The sequence below is a fragment of the Paenibacillus sp. FSL H7-0326 genome (assembly GCF_001955535.1).
Lineage (GTDB): Bacteria > Bacillota > Bacilli > Paenibacillales > Paenibacillaceae > Paenibacillus > Paenibacillus shunpengii.
In genome coordinates, this window is sequence record NZ_MPVN01000003.1 from 127,551 (window position 1) to 139,689 (window position 12,139).

Annotated in this window: 12 protein-coding genes and 1 pseudogene; 9 read left to right on the top strand and 4 right to left on the bottom strand. The window is 45.2% G+C overall.

Features of this window, described 5'->3' with window-relative positions; all coding sequences use genetic code 11:
* Positions 1-184: 184 nt before the first annotated feature.
* From BK126_RS16535 to BK126_RS16555, 5 genes are all read left to right on the top strand, one after another.
* Positions 185-532 carry a hypothetical protein gene (locus BK126_RS16535; RefSeq protein WP_076313665.1) on the top strand — a complete coding sequence of 116 codons (348 nt, stop codon included), beginning with the start codon at positions 185-187 and terminating at the stop codon, positions 530-532.
* An 84-nt stretch (positions 533-616) separates the two neighbouring features.
* Entirely contained in the window at positions 617-1,207 is a 591-nt protein-coding gene (locus BK126_RS16540; RefSeq protein ID WP_076313666.1) for an SLOG family protein, read from the top strand.
* A gap of 100 nt (positions 1,208-1,307) precedes the next feature.
* Positions 1,308-1,634, top strand: a complete 327-nt coding sequence (locus BK126_RS16545) for an antibiotic biosynthesis monooxygenase family protein (protein ID WP_076313667.1) — start codon at positions 1,308-1,310, stop codon at positions 1,632-1,634.
* Between the two features lie 132 nt (positions 1,635-1,766).
* Positions 1,767-2,783 (top strand): pectinesterase family protein, encoded by a 1,017-nt coding sequence (locus BK126_RS16550; protein ID WP_218639254.1) that lies wholly within the window; start codon positions 1,767-1,769, stop codon positions 2,781-2,783.
* A 110-nt stretch (positions 2,784-2,893) separates the two neighbouring features.
* Positions 2,894-3,349 (top strand): GNAT family N-acetyltransferase, encoded by a 456-nt coding sequence (locus tag BK126_RS16555; RefSeq protein ID WP_076313668.1) that lies wholly within the window; start codon positions 2,894-2,896, stop codon positions 3,347-3,349.
* A gap of 122 nt (positions 3,350-3,471) precedes the next feature.
* On the opposite strand, the gene psiE is transcribed toward BK126_RS16555, so the two are convergent.
* Positions 3,472-3,879 (bottom strand): phosphate-starvation-inducible protein PsiE, encoded by a 408-nt coding sequence (psiE, locus tag BK126_RS16560; protein WP_256209682.1) that lies wholly within the window; start codon positions 3,877-3,879, stop codon positions 3,472-3,474.
* Positions 3,880-4,053: 174 nt separating this feature from the next.
* Between psiE and BK126_RS16565 the strand changes: the two genes are divergently transcribed.
* From BK126_RS16565 to BK126_RS16570, 4 genes are all read left to right on the top strand, one after another.
* Positions 4,054-4,743, top strand: a complete 690-nt coding sequence (locus BK126_RS16565; RefSeq protein ID WP_076313670.1) for an N-acetylmuramoyl-L-alanine amidase — start codon at positions 4,054-4,056, stop codon at positions 4,741-4,743.
* A gap of 64 nt (positions 4,744-4,807) precedes the next feature.
* Positions 4,808-5,128, top strand: a complete 321-nt coding sequence (locus BK126_RS29125) for a hypothetical protein (RefSeq protein WP_143042100.1) — start codon at positions 4,808-4,810, stop codon at positions 5,126-5,128.
* A 147-nt stretch (positions 5,129-5,275) separates the two neighbouring features.
* The gene (locus BK126_RS29850; protein ID WP_256702886.1) at positions 5,276-5,443 is read left to right on the top strand and encodes a hypothetical protein; all 168 of its coding nucleotides are present in this window, start codon (positions 5,276-5,278) and stop codon (positions 5,441-5,443) included.
* Positions 5,427-8,201, top strand: a complete 2,775-nt coding sequence (locus BK126_RS16570) for a family 10 glycosylhydrolase (protein ID WP_256702887.1) — start codon at positions 5,427-5,429, stop codon at positions 8,199-8,201. The genes BK126_RS29850 and BK126_RS16570 overlap by 17 nt, the downstream gene beginning before the upstream one ends.
* 78 nt (positions 8,202-8,279) lie before the next feature.
* On the opposite strand, the gene BK126_RS16575 is transcribed toward BK126_RS16570, so the two are convergent.
* The 3 genes and pseudogenes from BK126_RS16575 to nirB form a co-directional block, all read right to left on the bottom strand.
* Positions 8,280-9,113, bottom strand: a complete 834-nt coding sequence (locus tag BK126_RS16575) for a formate/nitrite transporter family protein (RefSeq protein WP_076313672.1) — start codon at positions 9,111-9,113, stop codon at positions 8,280-8,282.
* A 31-nt stretch (positions 9,114-9,144) separates the two neighbouring features.
* Positions 9,145-9,468, bottom strand: coding sequence for a nitrite reductase small subunit NirD (nirD, locus tag BK126_RS16580; protein ID WP_076313673.1), 324 nt, complete (start codon positions 9,466-9,468; stop codon positions 9,145-9,147).
* 22 nt (positions 9,469-9,490) lie between these two features.
* Positions 9,491-11,909, bottom strand: a pseudogene (gene nirB, locus BK126_RS16585) (nitrite reductase large subunit NirB).
* Between the last annotated feature and the right edge of the window lie 230 nt (positions 11,910-12,139).

Genomic DNA, 12,139 nt, shown 5'->3' on the forward strand with positions numbered 1-12,139 from the left:
TCGAATCCAATTAATCATAGCGGTATCCCTCCGTTCCTAAAGTTAACGCTATCTTAGCATAGCTCTATACATAATTCAATGGGCATGCATTGACTATAACTGTTTTCTACCCGTTAAGCGGTGGATCTGTCCTTGAACCTGGGCTGACTGCATACACTTACATGAAGAGGAGCGTGATGATGAGATGATGGATCAAATGGAGCGTTATTTTGAGCTGAAGAAGCTGAAGAAAGAAATAGATGACGAGCTGTCAAGCCTGCGCCTGGAGATGATTGGTCATCTTACAGCAGAGAATGCGGTCCGTATGGAGCATGGAGAATATGAAGCCAGAATCGTTGTCCAGAACAGGAAGGAATATGATGACGAGCTGCTGTATAAAGCATTGCCGGATCCAGAGGTGTGGAAGCTCCTGTCGAAGGCGGATAGTGGAAAAATAGCAAGCCTGATTAAACTGGGAGTCCTCTCCGAGGAAGGGATCTCGCATACGTATGAGACACGAAGAACAGAGCTGCTTATTGTGAACAGAAAATAGCGGGAGTTATTATGAAATGGATTCATGTATGTTAGGATATATAGAAGCACATGACATTGAAGGGCGGTATGACAAAGACAGGCTATGAAAAACGTGTTAGTTACTGGATACCGGGCCAATGAGCTCGGCATCTTCAATCAGAAGCACCCTGGTATTCCTTATATTAAGCAAGCAATCCGATCCAAGCTGATTACGCTCATTGAAGAAGGAGCCGAGTGGATTATCACCCCAGGTCAATATGGTGTAGATTTGTGGGCATGCGAGGTGGTCAATGAACTTAAGAAAGAATACCCGCAGCTGAAGCTGTCCATTATATCTGCATTTATGAATCCGGAAGAAAAATGGTCTGACGACAAGAAGGAATATTACGAAGAAATTATAAGAAATGTCGATTATTATGGTATTGTCAGCAAGCAGCCCTATGCGGGTCCATGGCAGTTTGCGGCGAGAGACGAGCTTCTCTTTCGTAAGACAGATCATATTCTACTGGTTTATGATGAAGATAACGGTCCCGGCAGTCCGCGTTATATTAAAGAAAAAGCGCTTAAAAAGCATCAAGAGGACGGCTACGGAATGACTCTGATCTACTCGGAGGATATTCAGAATATGGCAGACGAAATGAGTGCTTCTATAATGCTCGAGGATAGACAGGGCGAGGATGACGAGTGGATGTGAATTTACAATTTTGCAATCAAAGAACACTCCTTCATTGACACTGATAATCATTATCGTTTACTATATTTTTATACTTGTCTATGATATGGAGGATGTTCACATGCTGATTCAAATAAGAGCAATTACCGTTAAAGAAGGCTACAGCGATGCTGTCGTTGAGCGTTTCGGCCAGCCTGGCGGTCCGATGACTGAAATTCCTGGATTTATTGACCGTACTGTGATGGTGAAGAAAAATCGCAAGAAGGACGAAGAAGTAGAAGAGGTTGTCGTGATGATCCGCTGGGAATCTGAAGATGCCTGGAAGGCTTGGGAGAAGAGCCCCGCTCATATTGCAGGACATCGGAACAGCCGGAATCAAGAGAAACCGGATTATCTGCTGGAGACGAAAGTATCCATGTACGAGGTGAAGGCGACGGTTGCTGAATAACTACCTCTCTATTAATATGTTAATATCAACCACTGTCGTTGAATGACGATGAATAATGAATAATAAGCCATAGGAGAACTCATTCAGTCTAAGGATTGATCGGGTTCTTTTTGCTAAAGGAGGGCTAATCAAGTGATTGAAATAACGGTATCACAAGATGGCACGGCTGACTTTACTTCAATTCAGGAAGCGATGGATCAAATCCCCAATCTTAGAGCCGGGAGCTCTGAGCGCTGTACCATATATATAAGAGCAGGTACATATCAAGAGAAGATTCATCTAAGCCATCCAGGGATTCATCTTGTAGGCGAGGATGCGGAAGAGACCATCATTACATACGGAGATTATGCACGCAAGTTATTTTCGGACGGCAGTCCGTATCACACGTTTAATACATATACCCTCTTAATTTCCAGTGACGATGTAACGGTCAGTCATCTGACCATAGAAAACAGTGCAGGAAATGGGGAGTCGATTGGTCAAGCCATCGCGGCCTATGTGGATGGTGATCGGGTATCTTTTTACCATTGTCGATTGCTTGGACATCAGGACACTCTATTTACGGGGCCGCTTCCGGAACAGCCGATCGATCGAGGCAGCTTTGGAGGTCCGCGTGACATTTTCCCTAGACGCCCTGTGCGTCAATATTATGAGTCCTGTTATATCGAAGGAGATGTTGATTTTATTTTTGGTACGGCGACGGCGGTATTTGTAGAATGCGAGGTGTTCTCCAAGCGCAGAAATGTAAATGGAGACGGAATTATAGACAGTACAGCCCCAGGATATATAACTGCTGCATCGACGGCGAGAGACGTGAATTTCGGGTATGTGTTCTGGAACTGCACCTTAACGGGTAATGCAGAGCCGAAGTCAGTGTATTTAGGCAGACCATGGCGTGAATATGCCAAAACCGCATTTATAAACTGCGAACTCGGGCAGCATATTCACACCGCAGGCTGGCACAATTGGGGGAAGCGGGAGCGAGAGCAGACGGTAGGCTATGTGGAGTATGACAGTCATGGTCCTGGCGCTGAAGGTGAGAGAGTCGAGTGGGCTAAGGGAATTGAGCCAGCGCAGCTTCATACCTATTCACCGGCTGTGGTCCTACAGGGGAATGACGGTTGGAATCCGACTCTGAAGAAGAGTTGAAATACCTAGCGGCAGCAGAAAATTCTACTTTTGTACATCCCCATATCCTGTTAAGATGAATTCAGATTACGAGATGATTGCTAATAAAAACAGGAGTGTGACAGATACGGATGGAGATTAGAATTGACGATTTAAGCGGTGTGGAGATTCAACATTTGATAAGACATCATATAGCAAGCATGCTCGATCATTCTCCTCCTGAAAGCGTACATGCGCTGGATCTGAACGGCTTGAAGCAGCCTGAGGTCACGTTCTGGAGTGTATGGGAAGACGGTGAACTGCTGGGGTGCGGAGCTCTTAAGGAACTCGATTCTGAACATGGTGAAGTAAAGTCCATGCGAACCGCTGATGGGCATCTGCGAAAGGGTGTCGCCAGGCTGATGCTGAATCACATTATAACCGAGGCGAAGAATCGTGGATACGGAAGACTTTCACTGGAAACAGGATCGACGGATGATTTTATCCCCGCAAGGATCATGTATGAACAATGCGGCTTTGAGTACTGCCCTCCGTTTGCGGATTACATAGAAGATCCATATAGTGTCTTCATGACGAAAGTGTTATAACGTAAGCTGTGCGGAATTTTCAATAGCTGGATTGGACTTTCTTGAATATGTAAACTACCAAAAAGCAAGGATAATGCTCCCTTGCTTTTTTATTTTTTTGATAAATGTGCAGCTTACTGATATTAATTCGCATCTAAATTCCTCGTATTTGCTATAAAGAGGGTAATCACAAGAACAAGAATAGAGAGACAATACGTAAAGGTATCGATTGGATCTTCATGGTTAATAATGATAAGCCGAATAATGGCAGTGATACCGATATAGATGAAGTACCTCAGAGGGAAGTGGTAATTATGCGTAAAGTATTTCACAATAAGAGATAGAAACTCAAAATATAGAAAATAAACCAATATTCCTTCGGTAAGATAGTAGTAGGAGGTTGGCTCGCTTTGAATCAATAAGCTGTCAAGAATGACCATCGTTTTACGGACAAGAAACATAGACAGGATAATTGCAAGCAGTAAGAGCATGACGTTTAACAGCTGTTGTAAATACTTGGCGATGAAGGATTCCCTTTTGGCTTCTTTCACTTCAATCACTCCTAACCTCGAACAAGGCATATAGCTTGTATAGCTTCATATGAATCAATAACTAGTTTATGCATATCAGTCCAATTACAGAAGTAACTTCTCTCTACGAATCGACTGGAAGTGTCCAAGCATAAGTCAGTACAAAATCATAGAATGGGAGTGGAGGTGATCAATATGGTCAAAATATTTATTGATCCGGGCCATGGAGGAACAGATAGCGGAGCAGTAGGGAATGGACTTCAAGAAAAAGCGCTGACACTTACCATTGCATCCAAGATCCGCTCGATCCTGCTGGCTGAGTATCAGAATGTATCTGTACTGATGAGCCGTACAGGCGATGAGACCGTCACACTGACGCAAAGAACCGATGCTGCTAACGTTTGGGGAGCAGATTACTTCTTGTCTATTCACATTAATGCCGGCGGGGGTACAGGCTATGAGGACTTTATTTATCCAGGTTCGACAGCTCCCACCACAACCTATCAGACAAACATTCATACAGAAATCATGAAGATGATCGCAATGACAGATCGGGGACGTAAATCGGCTAATTTTCACATATTAAGAGAATCTAATATGCCAGCAATTCTAACTGAGAATGGATTCATAGATTCCGCAGCGGATGCTGCTTTGCTCTCGTCTAATGCGCATCTCGATGCTGTAGCGCGCGGACATGTGAATGGACTCGTAAAAAATTTTAACCTGGTCAAGAAAACAAATGTTATTTATCATACGGTCGTAAGCGGAGATACGGTGTATGCACTGAGCCGGAGGTATGGCAGTACCCTTGCGGATATTAAGGCGTGGAATGATCTCGATGCGAACTATACCATTTATGTAGGGCAAGTACTGCGAGTGAAGTAGAGATGATGTAATTACCATATTGTGGTATAATAGCTGGAATTGTAGCAGATAGGGAGGCACCGCTGTGGGACATACTAGAACTATATTCTGTGTACACTGTCATGCAGAGATTGAATCCAGACACGATTTGGTCGTCAGCTTATCATTCATGTCATTATTGGCTTACCATAATGCTTGTTATGCCAGCGCTCTCAAGGGATGTCAATCCTTCGTTATCAGTGATGAGCCGATCAACGGGACCGCATCCAATTGGATGACTGCTGTATCAATTCTGCTCTCCATCATTTCATTTATTTTTATTAATGGATATGTGGGTGCTATCTTTCTGCTTGTTCCCCTAGTTCGATTCTGTTCGTGGTTTATGTACGAGCGGCATCTAGACTAATACTCCTTTTTTTGATGAGTCGGCCTTTATTTAGGCTGATTTTTTTGTGCTGGGAGTTTTGCATAATAATTCATAGACTTAGAACATATGAATAGATTGGAAGAGAGCTTTAGCGTACAAGATGCAGCCTTAACAGGAGCTGCGGTCATGACGCAAGTTACAACAATCCGCCTTTACGAAGGAGTGATCAGTAATCGTGTCAATGCTGAACAAGTTTTCATTGAAGCAGCTACTGTCATGCATACTCATAATCTCTTTATTTCTAATGTTGGGAAGTTCCAGTCTAAGATTAACAACGTTGACAGCTTACGCTGAGGATAATCATACAGAGCGATATAAGCAAACGATTGAAGAATTTGAGTCACTCCGCCTGCTATCCAGCTTCTATGTGGGAGCCAATTCGGCCTCTTTGTCCCTCGTAGACAGACCCCAAACGATATATTATGGTCATCATGCCGTTAATCTTACCTATGATTTCACTGGAAAATCTGGAACCTCTGCTGCATATATGCAGTTTAAGAATGATCAGGGAGGAATCGGAAAACCTCTGCCCGGAATGCCGTCCAAACTCGGTATATGGGTGTATGGTGATGGTGGTAATCACTGGCTCAGAGCACAAATAGAGGACTCCCTCGGAACCAAAACCGCTGCAGATTTCACCTCAGCTTCAGGATTAAGCTGGACCGGCTGGAAGTACATTACCCTGCAAATCCCGGCTGCGCTTACTCCCCCGCTCAAACTCAACCACATTTATGTGGCAGAAACAAAAGATACCAACAAAAATAGTGGTGCTCTCTATTTCGATCAACTGAGCGCTTTTTATACGGATCAGGATATCTATGGGCTTGATATTATCGGAGGACAGCCTATTCAAGCGGGAAACTCCGCTGAACTAACGACCTATGCTACCTGCGAAGGAGGAACTCACCCGGTTCTGCTCGAAGAAGGGGTCACTTTCACTAGCAGTAACCAATCGATCGCTACAGTTTCTAGTGATACCTATGGAACAATTCACGCTATATCACCAGGCCGAGCACTCATTACGGCTGTCCATAACGGCGTATCCGAAGAGATTGAAATAGAAGTGACGGAAGGTGAGGTTCTTCCTATATCTATTCATATGTCCGGACCCTCTCAGCTGGAAATAGGCGATTCTGATACCCTTCGGTTGTATGCCGAATATGCGGATTATGCTTCACCTTTTCTAATAACGAATGAAGCTGAGCTCATTAGCCTCCATCCGGAAGTGCTGACGGTAGACGAATACGGCATGATTCAAGCTCATACAGCCGGTACGGCGAAGCTTATTGCTGAATATGGCGGTCACAGAGCTGAGCTTACGGTTAGGGTAACTGAACCTGTACCTGTGCTGCAAAGCTTGGAGCTTATTGGACCCTCGGCTCTTACCATCGGAAATACAGATGAATTCCAAGTGAATGGGATCTATTCTTTGCTTCCAGAGCCGGTGCCAATTACAGAAGGACTTCGTTATACCAGCAGCCGGCCGGAGATTGTCTCGGTGTCCGAGGATGGTGTATTGACAGGACATGCTGTGGGTGGTTCTCGAATCACGACAACTTACAACGGGATCAGTGCCTCAGCTTATATCGTAGTAAACCTTCCACAGGAGGCACCGAAGCGTGAAGTACGCGCAGCGTGGATTGCAACCGTAGAGAATATAGATTGGCCGATCAAAGGAACAACTCAACCGATAGAGCAGCAGAAGCAGTTCCGTGATTTGCTCGACCGGCTTGAAAACACCGGCATTAATACATTAATCGTACAAGTGAAGCCGACAGCAGATGCTTTCTATCCGTCCGAATATGCGCCATGGTCTGAATGGCTTACGGGAGTGCAGGGTGTGGATCCAGGATATGATCCGTTAGCGTTTATGCTGGAGGAAGCGCATCAGCGTGGAATGGAATTTCACGCCTGGTTTAATCCTTATCGAGTCAGCATGCACAACGATATCACCAAGCTGACAGAGGATCATCCGGCAAGATTGCATCCAGAATGGGTAGAATCTTACGGAGGCAAGCTGTATTTTAATCCGGGTGTCCCTGAGGCGAAGGAATATATTATCGACAGCATTATAGAGGTTGTAAGAAATTACGATATTGATGGTGTTCATTTTGATGATTATTTTTATCCATATCCCGCAGCAAGCGGAGAATTTCCAGATCGTGATACGTATATGGAATACGGTAACGAGTTCTCAAGCATTGCAGATTGGCGCAGGGATAATGTGAACCGCTTTGTTCAGGAAGTCGGAGAAGCGATCAAGCAAGAGAAGAGTAATGTAAAATATGGTATCAGCCCTTTTGGAATATGGAAAAACAAAACGACAGATCCATCTGGTTCAGATACGAATGGTCTTAGCAGCTATGATGCGATTTATGCCGACTCTAAGAAATGGGTCGATGAAGAGTGGATCGACTACATTATGCCTCAAATATATTGGTACATGGGTTATGGACCGGCCGCATACGACAAGTTGACAGATTGGTGGAAAGGCATTGTCACGAATAAGGATGTTCATTTGTATATAGGGCAGGCACTATACCGTAATGGCACAGTAGATGGCTGGCTGAACCCCGAGGAAATTCCGAATCAGATTGCTTATAACCGGAATTATGAGGAGGTCAAGGGCGGGGCCTTCTTCAGTGCAAAATGGTTTACAGATAATGTGCTTGGAATCACGGATCGACTTAGTAATGACCTCTTTAGTGCACCGGCACTTGTTCCGGAGATGCCATGGCTTGATAATCAGGCACCAAACGCTCCAGTTAAAGTGAAAGCCAACTCCACCAAAAAAGCAGTAAGGCTGGAGTGGAATTCAGGAGGCGGTGATGAGGGCTATTATGTCATCTATCGCTTCAATGGAGATAGTGCAGGTAACTTGGATCATGCGGAAAATATAAGGATGATCGTACAGCGATCGGATCAGAAAAAGCAGAGCTTTGAGGATGCGGGGATTTCGCCAGGAACTTACACCTATGTCATTACGGCTGCAGATCGGCTTCATAATGAGAGTCTAGGGAGCAGGGCAGTTACGATTACCTCCCAAAAATAAAGAAATAGGAATGGCTCTGTGGATCATCCACAGAGCCATATTTATTAGTTTGTGTTAATCCATCACTAAAGGATAAATCTATGATACATGCTTATGAACGGCGTCTGCATGTTCCGTAGGAGCATTGGATACTTTCTTGGATTTTACCGGCGAGATAAACCAGTAAGCCATGCCCATAAACAAGATCCCCCCAACCATGTTACCAAGGGTAACCGGGATCATATTGTGGAGCCAGCCTCCAAGTGTGATCACTTCGGGTGCATTTGGAAGCAGGGAGGCGAGTGACAGTAAGGTCATATTAGCGACACTGTGCTCATAGCCGCTGGCGATGAATGCGAACAGGCACCACCATATGAGGACGAGCTTTGAGATATCGTCCTTGGCCCGGAAGCTCATCCAGATGGCAAGGCAGACGAGCCAGTTACATAATATTCCTCGAAAGAACAGCTCGGTTAAAGGAGCGGTCATTTTATTCGCTGCAGCTGTAAATATAAGGTGCTCGGCAGGAGCTGCCTTGAATAATCCGGTACCGAGAATCAGAAGACATAGCAGCAATGCGCCGATTAAATTGCCGACAAATACGATTCCCCAATTCTTGAACGTATCCTTATACGTCGTTCTTCCAGCCAATGTGCTCATGGTAAAAAACATATGGTTACCCGTAAATAGTTCTGATCCTGCGAAAATGACCAGGGTGAGGGCGAGTCCGAAGGATGCACCCATGACCAAGCCCTGGAAGGGAGATCCGGCTGCCGCTAGTGGGCCTCCCAGGGTAAATATTAAGATAATGGCTAGACCAACATAGGCTCCTGCAAGCAGGGTGGATATAAAATATCGGGGCAGCTGTTCATTCATATGATCTCTCTTGTTTACCGCTGCCTCGATGATGGCTTCTACTGTGGGTTTAAACATGGATTCGATTCCTCCACTCCTATAGGGTGTGCTAGACTACAATGAAGACGGTATTATTCTCGGTTTTTACAGGGAAGACCTGAACCGCGCTGGTATCGGGTTCCTGTACTTGACCAGTGTACAGGTCAATTTTCCAATCATACAGCGGATCGTACACATAATGACCTGATACGATGCCTTCTGCAAGAGGACCGCCTTTGGGATGAGGATTATGATTCTCTACAGCACAGATATCCCCGTTCGACAGATGGAAGACGGCAATCTCTATACCCTCAATAGTAACAACCCGGCCTAATTGTGCAGGGAAATCAGAGATTTGTCCTGCGGTGTGGAATGTTTTAGCCTCAGTGTTCATGCGGAGCATTCTCCTTTCGAGATCAATTCACTTTCACGCCATACAATTGCTGCTGTACTTCTGTGTCTCCAAGAACCTTCTTCCATGGATCCTCTACATAACGAAGGGCCAGCTCGACTCTGTCTTGAAGTGCCTTGCGCTCTTCTTCATTATCCATGACAACGGCTTTGATCTGTTCAAGTCCCATTCGTTCAACCCACTCAGACGTTCTTTCGAGGTACTTGCCGGTTTCACGGTAATACTGTATTACAGCACTGCATACTTCAATAAGCTCTTCGTCTGTCTTCACTTTACCGATGGAATCTGCAAGACGAGCCTTGATTCCGCCGTTTCCGCCGATAAAAATTTCCCAGCCGCCGTCATTACCAACAATCCCGATATCCTTCGTGCAGGCTTCAGCGCAGTTCCGTGGACATCCGTTAACGGCCATCTTGAACTTGGCAGGAAAATCGAGCCGTTTAAAACTTATGCTCTAGAAGGGAGCCCATACTCATGGAATCCTGCGTTCCGAATCGGCAGAACTGGGAACCGACACAGGTCTTGACGGTTCTTAATGATTTGGCATATGCATAACCTGATGGCATATCAAGCTCTTCCCATACTTTAGGCAGGTCTTCCTTCTTGACACCGACCAAATCCAGGCGCTGGCCACCCGTTACTTTGACAAGCTTCACATTGTATTTCACAGAAACATCGGCGATCTTCTTGAGATCCTCAGGAGTCGTCATACCGCCATACATCCGAGGTACAACCGTGTATGTGCCGTCTTTTTGAATGTTGGCGTTCAAGCGCTCGTTAACAAAACGCGATTCTTTCTCATCCTTGTGCGTTCCCGGATGAACCATGCCTAGATAATAATTAATGGCAGGGCGGCATTTGGAGCAGCCTTCTGGCTGCTTCCAGCCAAGCACATTCATTACTTCTTTGGTGGTGCTGAGCCCTTTTTCACGTATTTCCGCGACAATCTCATCTCGGCTGAGATCGGTGCAGCCACAAATTCCTTGTTTGGCATTAGCTGCAAATCCGTCTCCAAGCACATATTGCAGAATCTGTTCTACGACAGGCTTACATCCTCCGCAGGAGCGTGTAGCACCAGTGCATGCCTTAATTTCATCGAGAGTGGTCTTGCCTTCAACGGTAATGGCATTGACAATTGTACCTTTGGTAACGCCATTACATCCGCACACAATTTCATCATCAGACATGGTATCCACTGCGCTTGCTTTCTTATGACCGCCGCAGCCGGTTCCCATCAGGGAGCTGTACAGTTCATCTGTCATAACAGCGTGCTGCTTGATCAGCTTCTGAAGCTCGGCAGAGCTGTCAATATTTCCGAACAAGACGGCTCCGACCATTACATTGTCTTTAAGCAATATTTTCTTATACGTACGTTTCCAATCGTCCTTCTGGAAGATAACCGTGTGCTCTTGTCCTTCGATAAATTCGCCGGTCGAGAACACATCCACACCCGATATTTTTAGCTTCGTGGATACCACAGAGCCTTCATAAGGAGCTGTATCTGCTCCGCTGATGTGCTTGGCAAGCACCATACCTTGCTCAAACAGAGGAGCGACAAGGCCATAACAAGTGCCGCGATGCTCTGCACATTCTCCGACCGCATAGACATCTTCCATAGAAGTGCGCATATAATCATCGACCACGATACCACGATTTACATCAATTCCGCTATCCCGTGCCACACCGATATTTGGCTTGATGCCAACTGCCATAACAACAAAATCGGCTTCCAGCTCCGTATCGTCAGCAAATCGCAATCCTTGAACCCTGTTGTCACCGTACAGCTCTTTCGTTTGTGCTCCCATCTTGAACTTAATTCCTTGCCGCTCAAGCTCTGCTAAGAGCATCTGTGAAGCATCTCGATCCAGTTGACGCTCCATGAGGGTGTCCATCAAGTGAACTACAGTAACGTCCATTCCGAGCTGGACGAGTCCTTTCGCAGCTTCAAGACCGAGCAGTCCGCCGCCGATTACGGCCGCTTTGCTATATTGTTTAGACGCTTCAAGCATCTCATTACAGTCAGCAATGTCCCGGAAACCAACCACACCTTGTTTATCACTGCCTGGTACAGGAAGGATAAAGGAATTTGAGCCTGTAGCAATGATAACCTTGTCATAGGGTACCTTGAGTCCATTCACTGCAATCACTTCACGCGTATTTGCGTCGATGCGTTCCACTTTGGTTCCTGTATAAAGACGAATACCTTGATTGTCGTACCATTCCAAATCGTTCAGAATAATATCCTCTACCGTCTTGCTGCCTTCCAGAACATAAGATAACATAATCCGATTATAGTTCGGATAAGGCTCGCTGCCAAAGACCGTAATATCAAATCTTGTTGTCAGCTTAAGGATCTGTTCTACCGTGCTGATCCCTGCCATACCATTGCCGATGATGACCAATTTTTCCTTCGTTGTATTCATCATGCTTGCCCCCCAGGTAATCCGTTATTTATGTCATTATCATAATGAAAGTGAAGAGAATATATTGTGATTCATATCACATAAATTGTAATTCTATAACTTGTTATGTAACCTTCATGACAATTCGCTTGGAATGATTGACAATTGAAATTCAATCATAATTTTCCTTAAATTATGATGAACAGGAAAAAGGATTCCTTATTATTCCAGCGAATTAGAGAAGATGCTAT

Coding starts and splice junctions, on each gene's coding strand:
- BK126_RS16540 (WP_076313666.1), top strand. CDS start 617: ATGAAAAACGTGTTAGTTACTGGATACCGGGCCAATGAGCTCGGCATC.
- nirD (WP_076313673.1), bottom strand. CDS start 9,468: ATGAACACTGAGGCTAAAACATTCCACACCGCAGGACAAATCTCTGAT.
- BK126_RS29850 (WP_256702886.1), top strand. CDS start 5,276: ATGACGCAAGTTACAACAATCCGCCTTTACGAAGGAGTGATCAGTAAT.
- BK126_RS16545 (WP_076313667.1), top strand. CDS start 1,308: ATGCTGATTCAAATAAGAGCAATTACCGTTAAAGAAGGCTACAGCGAT.
- BK126_RS16555 (WP_076313668.1), top strand. CDS start 2,894: ATGGAGATTAGAATTGACGATTTAAGCGGTGTGGAGATTCAACATTTG.
- BK126_RS16565 (WP_076313670.1), top strand. CDS start 4,054: ATGGTCAAAATATTTATTGATCCGGGCCATGGAGGAACAGATAGCGGA.
- BK126_RS16535 (WP_076313665.1), top strand. CDS start 185: ATGATGGATCAAATGGAGCGTTATTTTGAGCTGAAGAAGCTGAAGAAA.
- BK126_RS16575 (WP_076313672.1), bottom strand. CDS start 9,113: ATGTTTAAACCCACAGTAGAAGCCATCATCGAGGCAGCGGTAAACAAG.